General features: G+C 37.0%; 12 protein-coding genes. 8 read left to right on the top strand and 4 right to left on the bottom strand.

What is annotated here, in order from left to right:
• Nucleotides 1–461: 461 nt before the first annotated feature.
• The 3 genes from hisG to K8P02_RS04385 all read right to left on the bottom strand — a co-directional run bounded on the left by hisG (nt 462) and on the right by K8P02_RS04385 (nt 3689).
• Nucleotides 462–1319: an ATP phosphoribosyltransferase gene (gene hisG / locus K8P02_RS04395; RefSeq protein ID WP_002561774.1), complete on the bottom strand. Its 858-nt coding sequence runs from the start codon at nt 1317–1319 to the stop codon at nt 462–464.
• 292 nt (nt 1320–1611) lie between these two features.
• Nucleotides 1612–2103 (bottom strand): PaaI family thioesterase, encoded by a 492-nt coding sequence (locus K8P02_RS04390; RefSeq protein WP_002561775.1) that lies wholly within the window; start codon nt 2101–2103, stop codon nt 1612–1614.
• Between the two features lie 14 nt (nt 2104–2117).
• A complete protein-coding gene (locus K8P02_RS04385; RefSeq protein WP_025868135.1) occupies nt 2118–3689 on the bottom strand; it encodes an RHS repeat domain-containing protein in 1572 nt (523 codons plus the stop codon).
• Nucleotides 3690–3988: 299 nt separating this feature from the next.
• Between K8P02_RS04385 and K8P02_RS04380 the strand changes: the two genes are divergently transcribed.
• Complete coding sequence (locus tag K8P02_RS04380) at nt 3989–4441, top strand: DUF3575 domain-containing protein (protein ID WP_223382061.1); 453 nt, start codon at nt 3989–3991, stop codon at nt 4439–4441.
• Nucleotides 4442–4628: 187 nt separating this feature from the next.
• Here K8P02_RS04380 and K8P02_RS04375 read toward each other — a convergent pair whose 3' ends face one another.
• On the bottom strand, nt 4629–5282 hold the full coding sequence (locus K8P02_RS04375; protein ID WP_223382059.1) for a DUF2490 domain-containing protein: 654 nt from the start codon (nt 5280–5282) through the stop codon (nt 4629–4631).
• A 447-nt stretch (nt 5283–5729) separates the two neighbouring features.
• On the opposite strand from K8P02_RS04375, the gene K8P02_RS04370 reads away from it, so the two are divergent.
• From K8P02_RS04370 to K8P02_RS04340, 7 genes are all read left to right on the top strand, one after another.
• Nucleotides 5730–6344 carry an RNA polymerase sigma-70 factor gene (locus tag K8P02_RS04370; protein WP_025868133.1) on the top strand — a complete coding sequence of 205 codons (615 nt, stop codon included), beginning with the start codon at nt 5730–5732 and terminating at the stop codon, nt 6342–6344.
• 80 nt (nt 6345–6424) lie between these two features.
• The gene (locus tag K8P02_RS04365) at nt 6425–7402 is read left to right on the top strand and encodes a FecR family protein (protein ID WP_025868132.1); all 978 of its coding nucleotides are present in this window, start codon (nt 6425–6427) and stop codon (nt 7400–7402) included.
• Between the two features lie 57 nt (nt 7403–7459).
• Nucleotides 7460–10897 carry a TonB-dependent receptor gene (locus K8P02_RS04360; RefSeq protein ID WP_223382057.1) on the top strand — a complete coding sequence of 1146 codons (3438 nt, stop codon included), beginning with the start codon at nt 7460–7462 and terminating at the stop codon, nt 10895–10897.
• 15 nt (nt 10898–10912) lie between these two features.
• Entirely contained in the window at nt 10913–12496 is a 1584-nt protein-coding gene (locus tag K8P02_RS04355; RefSeq protein ID WP_025868131.1) for a RagB/SusD family nutrient uptake outer membrane protein, read from the top strand.
• Nucleotides 12497–12533: 37 nt separating this feature from the next.
• Nucleotides 12534–13349: a hypothetical protein gene (locus tag K8P02_RS04350; protein WP_025868130.1), complete on the top strand. Its 816-nt coding sequence runs from the start codon at nt 12534–12536 to the stop codon at nt 13347–13349.
• A gap of 55 nt (nt 13350–13404) precedes the next feature.
• A complete protein-coding gene (locus tag K8P02_RS04345) occupies nt 13405–14727 on the top strand; it encodes a T9SS type A sorting domain-containing protein (protein ID WP_025868129.1) in 1323 nt (440 codons plus the stop codon).
• A gap of 88 nt (nt 14728–14815) precedes the next feature.
• A complete protein-coding gene (locus tag K8P02_RS04340; protein WP_025868128.1) occupies nt 14816–16942 on the top strand; it encodes a S8 family peptidase in 2127 nt (708 codons plus the stop codon).
• Nucleotides 16943–16985: the final 43 nt, after the last annotated feature.

Genomic DNA, 16985 nt, shown 5'->3' with positions numbered 1-16985 from the left:
GGCTGCATTTCCTCCGCTACTGCACTATGGTGAAAAGCTAAAGGGGCTCGAACTCGCTTCGCTCAGACAATCGCCCCTTCTTACGTTTTTCACCTCCGTTCCGTTTGACGCTGCGGAAATGAGGCCGGGGGACCCATTCGGATGATAGCATACAATGCTTGTTGTAACTAAAGAAGTATACTATATAAGCTTAATTATATTGTAATATATTTACTTTATATATCACACATCTCTTCTCCTTCCTAAACCTCAGTATCCGTTGATGAACGGCCTCCGGCCTCATTTTTTCTCCGTCAAGCGAACGCCCGCAGTGAAGCGTCAAAAAGGGGCGATTGTTTGAGCGAAGCGAGTTCGAGCCCCTTTAGCGGAACGAAGGAAGTGAGTAGGAGAAAAAATGCAGCCTTGATTCTTTCTTTTGGTATCTTTTCTTTCGCATCAAGGCGAAAGAAAAGTACACCCTATCATAGTATCATCTTCTCTATCGGCAACACCAATATCCCCTCAGCTCCCAGTGCTTTCAGTTTTCCGATAATCTCCCAGAAGCGTTTTTCATCAAGCACCGTATGCACGGAGCACCAACCCTCTTGCGCCAGTGGCATCACCGTCGGACTCTTCATACCAGGTAGTACAGCTACAATCTCCTCCAACTTATCCTTCGGAGCATTCATCAGCACATATTTCTTATCCTCTGCTGTTTTCACAGCATTCATACGAAACAGTAACTCATTCAAAATCTCCTTCTTCTCATCACACATGTTCTTGTTACCAATCAACAGTGCTTCTGATTTCATTACTACTTCCACTTCTTTCAAGCGATTGCTCACCAGTGTAGAACCTGAGCTAACAATATCAAAAATAGCATCTGCTAACCCAATGCCCGGAGCTACCTCCACCGAACCGGTAATGACATGTACTTCTGCACTTACCCCTTTCTCCTTCATATACTTCTCCAGAATCACCGGATAAGAAGTGGCAATCTTCTTGCCATTAAACCACTCCACACCCGGATAATCTATATCCTTTGGCATAGCCAGTGACAAACGGCATTTACTGAAACCGAGGCGTTTAATAATTTCTGCTTCCTCTCCCTTTTCAGCAAACTCATTCTCTCCTACGATACCCAAATCTGCCACCCCCGTAGCTACCGACTGAGGAATATCGTCATCCCGGAGGAACAACACCTCTACTGGAAAATTAGATGACTGCACCAACAATGTACGTTTTGTTGCGCTCAATTTAATGTCTGATTCTTCTAAAAGAGCCATTGTCTCTTCAAACAAACGACCCTTAGCTTGTACTGCAATTCTTAATAAACCCATAATTCTATTGACGATTGACGGTTGAAATTACTTTTACTTATTACGTTTACCTGCATTTACCAATCGTCTAATCGTAAATAGATAAATCGTAAATAAAAAAGGCTCACCTCATCGGCAAGCCTCGTTTTTATATTATATATACACAATATCATACACGCCCACCGAGTTATTCGTTAGGAAAATGATGATGATGATGTGTAGTATATTTCATATTTTTGTTCTTTACAGCGACAAAAGTAAAGCATTCCATTCAAACCTCCAAACAATTATCACAAAAAGTTCGATTTTAATTTCAAATTAAAGGAAGGATCTCTTCAGGTTCTACTTCACACGCCAGAAAATGCATTTCATCTCTCGACTTCTCCTGTGAGAAAGTGAAATATGTACAAAGTGCTTCCGTACACAGTTCGCCCGCCTCATTATAGAGTTTTGCGTCTACCAATACAATATTGCGCTTTACTTCACGAATAGACGCTCGCAGTACCACATGTGAATCTTTTGTACTGATTGACTTGCGATAACGTGTCTCCATCTTCGAAGTTACTCCCGTCGTTTGTAACTTCCGAAGAATGACCCAGGCACATATTTCATCCAGTAATACGGATTGAATTCCTCCATGCAGTGTATCAATCCAGCCCTGGTATTCCGGACGTGGCTTCCAAATACTCACTACTTCATCACCATCTTCATAAAACTCCATTTTGACACCTGCCTCATTATTTGGAGCACAGCCAAAACAATTATACCCTTCCAGTCCCTTCCATGGGTTGATAATCTTCTTCATATTATTTATCCTTATTATTTATAGTATACATACTCACGTTCTTCATAAAGTACCGGAACATCATTGAAAAATTTCACCCGCTTTTTCCAGTTACCATGCTCATCATTATAAAACTTATAGACATATTCTGCATCTGCCTGTCCTTGGACAGGTTCAGTTCCTGAAATCACTTCGCCGCGGACACTATATTTATAAGTATAGTGTTGAACATTCTGAGGTAATCCTCTCCATTCTTCTGCAATACGTCCACGGCTGTTCCACTCATACTTCAACGGCTCATACTCTTCCCCCGCTTCCTGATGAAAAAGGACATCTTTGGCAATCAGCTGACCGGCAGAATCATATTTATAACGCAACTCACTAAACTTAGTCCCCTCTTTGCTGAACCACATTTCACTAATACAATTTCCTTCTATATCATAACGGAATACACCTTTACGCAATACCTCACCATTGATATCCTGCAATGATTTGTTCTTCAAACGTCCCTTCGAATCATATGCCCACCGAACTGTATTCAATAATTTCCCTGTTGCTGATTTTCTTATTTCTTCAAGAATATTGCCTTCTTCATCATAATTGTATTCTGTAATTTCACCTGCCACACCTATGTCTGAGTAAGACTGCTCTAATATTTTTCTACCCTCATTATTAAATTCACAACGGAAAAAAGTACCCTGTTTTTTACCTTTATCAATACTACCAGGTCCTTTGGGTATAGCCACATACGAGCTCTGAGATACTGATTTCACCTGACCATTCAGCAACATCTTCTCCCAATCCGTATCTTGTCCGGCATAGTCAATCGTACGCACAATAATAAATTCCGGATTTACTCCGTCATATTCCGTACGTTTTACCCAGTTACCATATGCATCATAATCAAAATCTACCTTTTTATTCTTCGGAACTTTGGGTTGCATCGAACTTCCTTCAGAGAAAAGTTTCAAAGCAATCGTATCTCTTTTATCAAATGGACGGCTTTTCTTACCCACCTTTGGAAAAGCAGAATCATCTTCCATTACTTCTTTTATTCGTCCATCTTCATCATAAACAATTTCCGTCACACAACGGTTTTTCGTTTTCTTTCCATCATTCATTCTTGTTGATATACCTTCGGAGATCCGCTTCACTATTTTGTCATTTTCATTACGAAAAATAACAGTCTCACCAACTACATTCCGGTCGGCATCCAATGTTACTTTCCGGTTTAAGCGGCCCTTCCCATCATAATCATACTGATACATTCTCGTTACCCCACCCTGCTTTACGGAAGCAGTTATCTCCTCTTTTATCTTCCCGTCATTATCATATACATAAAGAAGTTTATTTTTAGCACTTCCATCCGGATTCAACAGGTTTTCTACCACTTTCCGTCCCTGATTATCATACCTCACAAAATGAATCTGAGCAACAATGGGACCGGCAGTCCATGCCGTATCTTTAAGAACGGCTTTATATGTAGCAGTACGGGTAGATTTAATAAGTGGAACTTCCTGCTGCGTTTGTGCCAAAGCCGACAGTACAGCCATTCCTGAAAAGAGAAAGAATAAACCCCTCCGATATAAGGATACTTGATTTTTCATGTGGTATTATTTTGACTAGACCCTCATCGTACCAACGATGAAGCGTTACAAATATAAATGATAATCCCGAAAAAATACTATTATAGGGATTAAAAGTGTTTCCCCCAATAGAAGAGTACACCCAAACAAGATTCATTAATGATTCAAATAATAATGCGAATCAGTAGTTGAAATCAGTTAAGAATTAGTTTTGTTCATATCTATATCGTTTTACGCTAAATAGTTGTCTACCATTACTATCTATCTCTTTCTTCGGTATCGATAAAGCTCTATCTCGTAGAGTAACGTATGAAGCCTCGGTGTGTAACATTGTTTTAGATGTACATGTAAAGCAGTACGACATGTGCATGTGGGACAGCACGACATGTGCATCTCATGCAGCTTTACATGTACATGTAAAACAAGACTGTGCACCGGGGAAAAGAACGTTCCTTTCTGAGAAAGACAAAGTACAATACCGGGCAAAGGTAACGATGCCGTTTGGGAATACTCGTATTGCCAAACCTATTCTGACTGTCCCGCCAATGGACATAACGAAACGTCGTAATGAAATATCAGCTGTTGCCGTAGACTATGATGTGCCAAACAATGCCTGGGAAAGATGGAGTATAAAGGCCACTACCGATGTAAGATATGCACGTGTCAGCTATGATCGCTATAATTGCCGCGACTGTGGCTCTAAATTAAATAGCGGACATAAAAACTATTTCGGTCCCACAAAGCTCGGGATCAGTCTGATTTATATTTTATAGCTCAATTGAAAAGTCATCTCACCACAGAGTAACACTGAGTTTCACAGAGTTTTTTAGACATAAGAACAAAAAACTGAGATAAGAGCTTAAAGACGGATTATGCAAATAATATGTTCTTTTGTTCTTAATATCTAAAACTCATAAATAGTACTCTGTGAAACTCAGTGTTACTCTGTGGTGAAGCTTCTCAGAATGCAAAGCTACATTCTATCCCTACAATATGCTTACTCTTATCTGGTTCATATTGATAGCAATAAAAAACATCCAATGACCACTTGTCGGAAATTTCAATTTCCACACCAGGTCTGTATCGCATACGTGCCACATCAAAAAAAGCCCCTCCCCCAATTGCCTGATACAATTCAGCAGAGAAATAAGGCAAAAAAATCCCCTTCTTCGGCTCATAACCTACTTTCAACCGGGAACGCAACCGGTTTTCTGCATTTCCACCCGAAAAGGTCTGTTGAAAACGCTCCCGGAGTGAAAACTTCATCCGTTGCCACTTCACACTTCCCATGACTCCCAGATTATAACGATGTCGGTATTTCCACCCTTCTACTCCCCTATCACGATGATGCAATTCATAACCACCTTCTGCTTTCAAAAACGGGAACAGTTGATAAGATCCTGATAATGAAGTTCCCCAACGATCCATCGTTTTCATCGAATCTTTTGTACGCAGTTCCACTTTTCCCGTCATTGTAAAGTGGGAAGTAAATTTATGACTAACCTTCATTGTAATCCATGTTGTAAAATCATCAGACTGTGCATACAAAATGGGAGGCATGTAGCACAATAACAATAAAAACAAACTATATTTTTTCAATACTCCTTCGTACATTATGAAAAATTTAAAGGACAAAGATAAGAAGCAAATTCTGAAAACATCTTGAAATTACACCAAATAGTTACAATCATTTCCATTTTCACAAAATTAAACCATCTGTCATATGAATGACTTCTATTCTTTTTAAAAGTAACCATATGGTCATTCATTACTTCATAAAGATCAACCTCAATCAATCATCATTTACAAATAATATTAGATTCAATCAATACCAGATCCTCATTCATTACAAAAAAATTACAATATTACCAATATTCGTTTATTCTGCTATCTTATCGAGAATATTTTATCAGAAAAGGTGTATTTTTATTGCTTAAAACAACTATTTTCGAAACTATTATTTTACCTTTTTTAATAATCGACAATTTGTGTATTACAAAAAAAAGACATAGGTTTGCATTACAGATTGAACAAAATCTGCAAAGTAGTAAACTTTATTATATGTATCTCAATACCCCATCCGTGCAAGAACACGAACTCGTATTACGACTTATTAATGATGATGAAAGTGCATTCTGTGAGCTATATTCAGTTTATAGAAACAGGCTTATCTACTTTGCTATGAAGTTTCTCAAATCGCAGGTATTCGCAGAAGACATATTTCAAGATACGTTTACAGTAGTCTGGCAAAGTCGCAAATTTATAAATCCCGATGCATCTTTTTCTACCTATCTCTATACTATCATGCGAAACCGTATTCTGAACACGTTACGTGATCTGGAAAACGAACAGCAACTAAAAAATAATATCTTTGCCCAGGCAATAGACGCCAATGACAGTACTGAAGAAACTATTCATTCTAAAGACTTCATGGAATTGATAAATCAGGCAATGCAAAAGTTGACTCCCCGGCAACGGGAAATATTCAACATGAGTAGAAACAGGGAAATGTCTCATAAAGAAATTGCCGAGACATTGGGAATATCTGTAAATACTGTGCAAGAGCATATTTCAACTTCTCTTAAAATCATACGAACTTATTTCACTAAAAACAATGGTCCGTATGCCGATCTTTTATTACTCTTATTAATACTTCCTATTAGCTTTTCGTATTAATAAACGTTAAAGACACCCTAGATTATTTCTTCTCTTGTGTATTAACTATATACAAGCAGAAATATTATATTCATAACTTTATGAAAAAAGAAAAAGCTATAAAGCAAAAAGTGCGTCATTATTTAGATGGTATATATTGCAAATCAGAAGTTACTGAACTATTAAAAAACATGCAAAATCCTGAAATGCAAAATATTATCGAAGAAGTTGCAGATGAGCTATGGGAAGAGAACATGGAGCAGCCGCCTTTTCACAGTGATATAGAACATGAACAATACCGGCGTGAGGCTGCAACTCTTCTAAAAAAAATAAACAAACGTTCCTCTTACAAAAAAATGATGTGGGCAGCCGCCTGCATCACTCTAATCATAATGATTGGGTTAGGAGTAAATAGTTACCGATTTACCCAGATAGAGAAACCGTTGTATACAGAAATTTCAACTTCATTTGGTGAAAAGAAGGAATGGACACTGCCCGATGGTTCCAAAGTAAATCTAAATGCATGTACAACCCTCAGATATCCTGAGCGATTCACTGAAAAAGAACGAAAAATCGAATTAACCGGTGAAGCCTTTTTTCAGGTCAACAGAGATGAAAAAAAACCTTTTATCATAAAAACAGCAGGATTTGATGTAAAGGTTTTAGGTACATGTTTTGATGTCAAATCATATGAAAATAACGAAACATCATTAGTCAGCGTAAAAAGTGGAAAGGTACAGGTGGAATTACCAGAAGCAATGATGAAATTGGTAGCCAATGAACAATTGCAGATAAATCGGCAATCTAATGAATACACAAAAAGAAAAGAGAGTTACCAACATGCAATGGCATGGCTTCAAAACACATTACACTATAACAAGACCCCTTTATATGATGTAATTAAGGATTTGGAACGCATCTATAATTGTCGGATAAAGTTTGCCCCCAATCAACAGTTTAATTATCATTTAAGTGGCGAACACGATAACATTAACCTACAAGCAGTATTAAAATCAATAGAGCATGCGACAGGTGTGAAATATAAAAAAGAAAAAGATTATATACTGTTATATCAATAACGAAAGCAATAAATACATTAAGATAACACTCCAATCAATCTAACTAAATATTAATTTATGACAAGAGAAAAACACAAATTTGTTATTTGTACCATGTTACTGATTTTATTTCTATGGGGAACATCAATTGTAAGTATAGCCCAGGAAGTGAAGAAAAACAACGTAACCATTAATGTAAAAAATGAATCAGTAGAAAAAGTTTTAAAAAGAATCAATAAAGAAACAAACCTCAATTTTTTCTATGATCCAGCTATTCTCAGTAAAGCATCATCCGTTACACTGAACGTGAAAGACATGCCTCTACAGAAAGTACTAAACATGCTTTCCGTTCAAACCGGATTAAATTTTCAACGAATCAACAACACAATTTCAGTCAACTGGGAAACAAACAGTAAGCAACCGATTCAATCCCCAAAAGAAAAAATAACAGGTACCATTAAGGATAATAATGGAGACCCAGTCATCGGAGCAAGTATTCAAGTAAAAAACACCGGAATAGGTACAATTACCGATTATAACGGACAATTTTCATTAAGCAATGTACCGGAAAATGGAATACTGATAATCTCCTATATAGGTTATGATACGGAAGAGATTCCTGTAAACAAAAAGAAAAACCTGCAAATTGTGATGAAGGAGAACACTAAACAATTAGAGGAAATAGTAGTAGTAGCCTATGGAACAGCTAAAAAAAGTTCATTCACAGGTTCAGCAGAAGTAGTCAAACAAGATCGTATCGAAAAAAGGGTTGTAGCCGATGTTTCTAAAGCATTAGAAGGTACAGTAGCCGGTGTACAAAGTACTTCAGGAAGCGGACAGCCGGGTTCAGGCGCTTCTATGGTTATTCGTGGTTTTGGCTCTATCTCAGCTTCCAACACTCCACTATATGTAGTAGACGGAGTACCGTTTGACGGAGCATTGAACACAATTAATCCGAATGATATAGAATCAGTAACTGTTCTAAAAGATGCATCTGCTGGAGCATTATATGGTTCGAGAGGTGCAAATGGCGTTGTAATGATTACAACAAAACGCGGAGAAAGAGATGATAATCAGATATCTATCAATCTAAAAGCTAATTGGGGTATTTCTTCAAGAGCTATACCCAAATATGAAACAGTAAACGAAGCGGAATACTTGGAACTTGCTTTCGAAGCATACAAAAATGAACTGATTTATACAGAAGGAATTGATCCGTTATTAGCGGGAACACAAGCCATCGAAGTAATGAAAGGAATGGCCAAAGGAGTGTTAGGGTATAATGAAGAATATAATCCTTTCAACATGCCATTACAAGAGTTGATTAACCCTATTACTGGTAAAATTAATCCGACAGCCCAACTAAAATATCATGAAGATTGGAAAGATGAGTTGAGTAATCATAACCCACTCCGTCAAGAGTATCAATTATCAGTGACCGGAGGGAACAAGAAAACCCAATATATGATATCAATGGGATATCTTGATGAAGTAGGACTCTTACAGACAACTGAATTTGAACGTTATACAGGGCGCGTTAACATTGATACCCAAGCAAAAAATTGGTTCAAAACAGGTTTTAATGCCTCATTTGCTCAAACCAGTACCAATTACAATAGTGCTTCTGGCTCTGTCATATCCAATCTATGGTATACCAGTCAGATTATGGCTCCAATCTACCCCGTGTATGAACATAACACAGATGGTTCGCTTAAAACAGATGCTAACGGAAATAAAATATACGATTACGGAAAGAACCGAATAGCCCTTGCCAATTCAAATGCAATAGCTTTATTACATGAAGATAAAGAAAATAATACCCGGGATAATTTGAGTGCCAGAACCTATATCCAATTATCTACAAACGATGATGAATATGGAATATTTAAAGGTTTCTCACTAATGGCCAACCTGGGATTAGATTATTTCAATACTCATGAAATGAGTTACAGCAATCCTTATACTGGTAATGCAGCAACAACTGCAGGTAGTTTAACAAAGGCTGTACAACGCCAACTAAGTTATACATTTAATCAATTATTGACTTATCAACGCAACATCCGTTCCCATTCATTAGATGTTATGATAGGACATGAATATTATGAATTAAAACAGCAGTTTCTGGGAGCACAAAAAACAGGATTCCCGTTTGGTGGATTGTATGAACTGTCTGCTGCTGCAACTCTTAGTGGAGCAAGTTCACAAACTGATAAATATGCTATCGAATCGTTCCTAAGCCGCGTAAACTATAATTTTGCCCAAAAATATTACTTCTCAGCCAGTTTTCGAACCGACGGTTCCTCTCGATTTCATAAAGACAGCCGATGGGGAAAATTCTGGTCATTAGGAACTTCATGGAGAATATCAGAAGAAAGTTTCATGAAAAAATATGACTGGGTAAACAATTTAACCTTGAAAGCCAGTTTTGGTTCACAAGGGAATGACAATATCGGTAGTTATTATGCTTACCAAAGTTTATATAATATGGGACTATCCAATGGCAGTTTAAACGGTGCAGGAATTAATTCATTAGAAAATAAGGATCTCAAATGGGAGAAAAATGAGAATTTGAATATCGGAATTGAAGCTCGTTTGTTTAATAGATTATCTTTGACAGCCGAGTTTTTCAATAAACACACAAAAGACCTACTTCTAAATATGCCTAAAGCTACCTCCAGCGGTTTCGATGCATATCCGGCCAATATAGGAAGCATGAGAAATATGGGTCTTGACATCACTGCAACTATTGATATTCTTAAAAATTCTGATTTGAAATGGACATTAATAGCCATGGGAAGCCATATTCGTAATAAAATTCTAAAATTAGCCGACAAACCGGAGATTATTTCAGGATCAAATATCTTCAAAGAAGGTGAAACTGTCAACTCATTTTATTTACCAATTTCAGCAGGAGTAGATCCACTAACCGGGAATCAACTCTATTGGGTCGATCACGACAAAAATAACAATATAGTAGCTAAATACAAGACAGACGATGTAACCTTAACAGCCAATAGTAGAGAAATTGTTGGTAACCGCATCCCCGATTTATATGGAAGCATAACGAATGACTTTAGTTACAAAGGAATCGATTTTTCAATACTGACTACCTATTCTATAGGTGGAGAAATGTTAGATGGAGTATACGGAAGTATGATGAATGTAGGTTACAAAGGATACGTATGGCATAAAAATGCTCTCCGCAGATGGCAGCAACCGGGCGACATAACCGATATCCCTAAAATTATGTGGGATCAACAATTACGTGTAACAGATAAAGATCTGATAAATGCCTCTTACTTTGCTATCAAAAATATTACTTTGGGCTATACATTTCCAAAAGACTGGCTAACAAAAATCAAAATGGACAATATCAGAGTATATGCCACAGCAAATAATTTAGCATTATTCAGTCACCTCAAAGGAATGGATCCCCAATATAACTTTACTGGCACTGTGGGATACACTTATACCCCTTCACGGACATATTCTATAGGTATTGATATAAAATTCTAATAAATCAGAGACGATATGAAAATAAAATATTATACACTGTTAACTATTATCTTCTTATCTACCTTTTGCTCATGTAGTGATAACTTAAATACCAATCCCACCGACCAGATATCGGGTAACGTCATCTTCAAAGACGTAGAAGGAGGAATGGTAGCGATGAACGGCGTGTACCGCATGATGTACTCATCCGGCTGGGCTGGAGACAACTCTACACATGCTTTCGGATATATGTCAACCATGTTGGTATCCGGGGTTATGGGTGATGATATGATTGTATCTTCATCGGTAAAAGGTTGGTTTTCGATGGATTACAATCTGCAAGAAAGAAATTTCTATTCAAGTACTTTATACCGCCCCTATTCTGAATGGAACTTTTACTATACTTTGATCTCAAATTTAAATTATATAATTGCACATGAGAATGATTTATATGGACTTCCTGCAGACAAAGCAAATTTATTTGGGCAGGCATATGCTTTGCGTGCTATGTGTTATTTTCATTTAATCCAACTGTATCAACAAACCTATAAAGGGCACGAACAAGCTTTGGGAGTTCCAATATACACGACCCCTACTACATCTTCTACTCCGGGAAAACCAAGAGGTACCGTAGAAAATGTATACATGCAAATCAATAATGACATAGAATACGGAATAGAATTATTAAAACAAGCAGAAGACGGAGGTATAACACAAAAGCATAAATCACACATTGACTATTATATAGCCAACGGAATCAAATCAAGAATAGCACTCGTGCAAGAACGATGGCAGGATGCAGTAGATGCTGCCGTACTCGCACTAAAAAAACCTGATTTAAAAACAGCCAATGCTTCCGAATTAGTGGGAGGATTCAACGATATCAACATGTCATCGGTACTTTGGGGAGCCGAAATTCAGAAAAGTGACCAGATCGGTGCATACGCTTCATTTTTTTGCCATATGGATGCTATGGCCGGCATGCACGGATCATATGATCGCAAATGCATAAGTGCATGGTTATACAAACAAATGGGATTACAGGATCTTCGCCGGGTAAATTGGTGGAAAGGAAGTATCGCTCCTGCATTAGAGAGTACGCAAGGGGCACAAAAAAGCTATTGTACAATGAAATTCCGTTTTAGTGATTATTCTTCCTATTTAGGAGATAATATTTACATGCGTGCAGAAGAGCTACTTCTTACAGAAGCAGAAGCTCTATGTCATTTAAAAAAATATAAAGAAGCAAGGAGTATTATGGAAACATTCGGTACAATACGTGAAAAGAGTTATGTACGCAATCGGCTCGATAAAGTTATTGATGACAATTCATTGACGCTGGATGTATACGGTACCGGTACAACTCCGGAAATCAAAACTCTTTTGGATGAGATATTATTACAACGGCGTATCGAGTTATGGGGAGAAACAGGTCGTCTGTTCGATATACTCCGTTTAAAAACCGGATATTATCGTGGGTATGAAGGCTCTAATCACGTAGTTAAGCTTAACGACGATACTCGTTTGCCAGACTATAAAGGTTTTATATTAACCATCCCCCAAACGGAGTTCGACGGCAATATCAACATGGATCCTATAGCAGATCAAAATCCATTATAAACCATTGTTTGACTACCAACCTCAAAAAAAGATTAAGATGAATTTCAAAACATATATAACCAGCACATTATTAAGTTGTTTTTTACTAACAGGCTGTAACTCTGATAATGAAAAATTAATTTATGAATCGGACACAAATTGTTATGTATCTTTTCGTACTGAAAAACTAAACAAAGAAATAGAAAAAGATGAAAACAATCTGATTATCCCTGTTTATCGCGAAAATAAGCAAGGAAAAATGACAGTTATTGCCGAATTGTTGTTTCAACAAAATCCAGATGGTACAGAGGTCCCCGGAAGAGAGTTTATATCTTTAGAGAACAACATAATAGAATTTAAAGATGGAGAAAATGTTAGTAATATAATACTAAATATAAATCTTTCGCAATTAGACTATCTGACTAAAGCTAAAGCCCAGATAAAACTGAGAGCTACTGAAACAGCCCCCTTTTCTACTTTCGGTAAAACAGCATTGACCCTGTCTTTAAACCGTAAACCTACCTGGAAACAATTTGAAGAAAAAGGTATCTACACTTCAGGATTTTTAAATACAGAGAAAGAGGTTACAATACTAAAAGCCGAAGAAGCCCCTTTCTATATCATAAAAGATTGCTATGTAGCAAACGGAGATATTCGTGTGGATATGGATAATGACGGAAATGTTACCATCGAGCAACAAAAGGCTTTTCGACTTGAAGCCTATGGAATAGTATATGTGGTAGGAACAGGATTTTTGGACAAAACCACCAACACCGTCATAATGCAATTAACGTTCCTTGTTGAACAAGATGGGCAATGGGGAATATTATCAGGGGCTGCTTTTGAAGAAAAATTTACTATTCCTGCCCGTTAAACAGACAATTATCAGAGAACTATAGATTAATGTTTAACAAAAACAATTACAACTTATGAAAAAGTGTTACGTATTATTATTATTTACAATGTTGGGATTTACCATCAATGCACAATCCGTATGGGATGGAACTGCAATGACATGGACCAAAGGTGATGGAACAAGTACAAATCCTTATTTAATCGAGAACGGACAACATTTAGCTTACCTGTCCGAACAAGTACGCAATGGAGAAACTTACAAAAATAAGTTCTTCAAGTTAAACAACGATTTGGATATGGGAGCAACTGCTGATCATAAATTCACTCCTATTGGCGTATTTGATGAATATACCGACTCGTCAAAGCCAGAACTGGGAATCGTCGATGATTCGAAATACTTTTTAGGAGTATTTGACGGTAACAATAAAAAGATAGATAATATTCATGTCTTTTTCATTGATGAACAATCAGTTGGTGGTACCGGATTGTTTGCCTGTATCTCTGCAGGAACTATAATAAAAAATTTAGGAATCGGAGAAAACTCTATTATCGAAGGAGGTGATGGCACTGGATCACTGGTAGGAAATATGAAAGGAGGTATCATTGAAAATTGTTACAATGAAGGATTAGTGACAGGAATCGGAGGTAGTTTTGGTACCGGTGGACTAATCGGAGTCGGAGAATATGGTAAAATAACTAATTGTTATAATACCGGGATGGTGAAAGGAGTAAGTGACGTTGGAGGTATCGTAGGATATGTTGATAAGAACTTTACTATAGACAACTGCTATAACTGCGGTATGATCAATGCTTCAGGTCTTTTCGTGGGAGGTCTTGTCGGACTTATGTATGCCGGAACAATAACAAATAGCTACAACATTGGAATGATATCTGACGGACCACTTTTCGTCAATGCCATTGTCGGAGCAACAGACATGGATCCTTTCGTTATCAAAAATTGCTATTATTCAAAAGAACTGACAAATATTGGAGAAGAGATAACGAACGGTATATCTGAAAAAAGTGTTGAAGAGATGAAAGCAGCTTCTTTTATTACCTTACTTAATGGAGGACAAAATCCAATAGCATGGACTGCCGACACAAGAAATATAAACGGAGGATTTCCCATTCTTGTATGGCAATCAAGTCCGGTTACTGGAATTCAGAATGCAAGTGAAAAAACTGATTGTAATATATATGTAGTAGACAAATCTATCGTTGTGGAATGTTCCGAAAACGTACCTTGTCAAATGAATGTAATCAATTTAAACGGGGAAATAATCAATAGTCAAACATTTCTAAAAAATAACTCTCTCAATATAACTGACAGTGGTATTTATATTGTAACCGTTAATATTAACAGTCAACAATATACATCCAAAGTGGTTATTAAATAATTAACTTTACAGAATGAGGATGAGGCTGTCTCAAAATATTTTTTTGATTTCAGCCTCATCCTGTATTCTATTAAAATCTTCTGTCTTCATGAAATTTATAATCACCGGAATTATTTTCTCTTTTTTATTTTCAGTACATTGCTTTTCCCAAACAATATGTACTGACTATTCACCTAAACTATCAGCTATAACAGTAAGTCAACTTCAACAATACGAATCGATAACGACACGTGGAGTTAACAAGAATGAATTTCTATTTGCGTATGTCCGCCTTATCCCCCAAACAGATACGAATGTCCTAAATGAAAAATACGGAGTGCGACTTAATACCGGAGCTGGTGGAATCTATACGGCTATTATCCCAATGGAACAGCTCAGAACTTTCGCTCGGGACAGTACAGTAATGAATATCGATGCGAGCACAGAAGTCAGAATGATGATGGATTCTGTGAGAATATATACAAATATAGACCCGGCATTTGTCGGAAACGGACTTTCCCACTCTTATCAAGGGGAAGGAACTATTATAGGAATAATAGATAGCGGATTTGATTTCACACATCCTAATTTTAAAGATGCTGACGGAAAAAATCGCATTACTTGTGTATGGGATCAAAACAATCTGTTTACCATCTCTAACTCTCCGTATGGCTATGGAGTTATTTATTCTACTCCAGAACAGATTGCAACTGTAAAACACGATATGTCCGGCGATACACATGGTACACATGTAGCAGGAATAGCAGCCGGAAGTTATAACAATATATACAGAGGTGTAGCACCAAAAGCAGAAATAGTTCTTGTCTCTGTTAACAAAACGGAACAAGGAATATTGGATGGAATTGATTTTCTATTACAGTATTCCGACAAAGCCAATCGCCCCCTTGCCATCAATTTAAGCATGGGAACAATCTTGGGATTTAAAGACGGCACTGATAACTTCTCTATATTGGCAGATCACCTTATGAAAGATAGAAAAGGGAAAATATTAGCTATTGCTGCCGGAAATGAAGGACATCGCAAATCTACCCTTACAGGTAAATTCAATTCGACAATGCACAATGTAAAAAGCCTACTTATCCCTCCCTCTTATGGCAGAGACAACCTTTTCATACAAGGTACGGCAGATCACATTTACCATCTAACCATATCTTTAAAAGATACACTAACAAATACATACCGATTTTCTGAAACTTTCACATCTGGCGAACAATGGAGTAAAAGTTTTCAAAATTTTGGCTTAAATAAGTCCGACAATTCCAAATTAAATATTTCTGCTTCTTTAAATCCCATTAATCAAAATCCTTACTTTAACATCAACCTTATATACACCAAACCGGAAAGTGAAGTTTGGGAAATATCATTCTCATCAGACGGAGGTAAATATATGATTAGCAGTGATTACGGAAGTTTTACATCTGCCGGTAGAAATGACTATGCCAATGGTTCCACAGATTATACAATAGCATGTACAGCTACAGGACATGAAGCTATATCTGTAGGAGCATATGTTTCTAAAAAGACTTATAAAGACATCTCAGGTACACTTCACCAATCGGATTGGGAAAAAGAAATCCTCTATCCTCTTTCAGGAAAAGGTCCGACTTATGACGAACGCATCAAACCGGATATCGTAGCTCCCGGTGCAACTGTGATATCCTCCTTCAACTCATACGCTGCATCTTACAGCGTAGGGCCTTCCGATAAAACTTTAGAAGTAACAGATTCTTTTTCTAATAGAAAATACTCATGGGGGATAGCAAACGGAACTTCTATGGCTACTCCCGTAGTTACAGGTACACTCGCTCTATGGCTGGAAGCATGTCCGGAACTGACTTTAAAAGAAGTAAAAAAGATTATCGAAAAAACTGCATATCATGATTCAAATACAGGCAATACTATTAATGCAAAGTATGGTATGGGAAAACTTGATGCCATTGCCGGACTTTATGATATCTTACAAATGACCTCACTCCAACAAGAAACACATCCGGCATTCAACTATATTTATGATAGAAATAGTGGAGAAATAGAAATCACCTCTCCTGATCCTGTAGAGAAAGTACACATATATTCTATATCAGGAAATATCCTATCAGTAATCAATCACCCCATTAATAATAAATTCCATATAGAATTAAATACAAAAGGAGTTTATTTTATGCAGGTACAAAGTTCGAAGTATTCAAAAACAATCAAACTGGTGTTTCATTAAAACTGTACATTAAAAGAGGTATGCCAATTAGCCATACTATAAA

It is taken from the genome of Bacteroides nordii (assembly GCF_019930665.1).
GTDB lineage: Bacteria > Bacteroidota > Bacteroidia > Bacteroidales > Bacteroidaceae > Bacteroides > Bacteroides nordii.
This window is presented reverse-complemented; position numbering and strand designations above follow the sequence as displayed.

Coding starts and splice junctions, on each gene's coding strand:
- hisG (WP_002561774.1), bottom strand. CDS start 1,319: ATGGGTTTATTAAGAATTGCAGTACAAGCTAAGGGTCGTTTGTTTGAA.
- K8P02_RS04390 (WP_002561775.1), bottom strand. CDS start 2,103: ATGAAGAAGATTATCAACCCATGGAAGGGACTGGAAGGGTATAATTGT.
- K8P02_RS04385 (WP_025868135.1), bottom strand. CDS start 3,689: ATGAAAAATCAAGTATCCTTATATCGGAGGGGTTTATTCTTTCTCTTT.
- K8P02_RS04375 (WP_223382059.1), bottom strand. CDS start 5,282: ATGTACGAAGGAGTATTGAAAAAATATAGTTTGTTTTTATTGTTATTG.
- K8P02_RS04370 (WP_025868133.1), top strand. CDS start 5,730: ATGTATCTCAATACCCCATCCGTGCAAGAACACGAACTCGTATTACGA.
- K8P02_RS04365 (WP_025868132.1), top strand. CDS start 6,425: ATGAAAAAAGAAAAAGCTATAAAGCAAAAAGTGCGTCATTATTTAGAT.
- K8P02_RS04360 (WP_223382057.1), top strand. CDS start 7,460: ATGACAAGAGAAAAACACAAATTTGTTATTTGTACCATGTTACTGATT.
- K8P02_RS04355 (WP_025868131.1), top strand. CDS start 10,913: ATGAAAATAAAATATTATACACTGTTAACTATTATCTTCTTATCTACC.
- K8P02_RS04350 (WP_025868130.1), top strand. CDS start 12,534: ATGAATTTCAAAACATATATAACCAGCACATTATTAAGTTGTTTTTTA.
- K8P02_RS04345 (WP_025868129.1), top strand. CDS start 13,405: ATGAAAAAGTGTTACGTATTATTATTATTTACAATGTTGGGATTTACC.
- K8P02_RS04340 (WP_025868128.1), top strand. CDS start 14,816: ATGAAATTTATAATCACCGGAATTATTTTCTCTTTTTTATTTTCAGTA.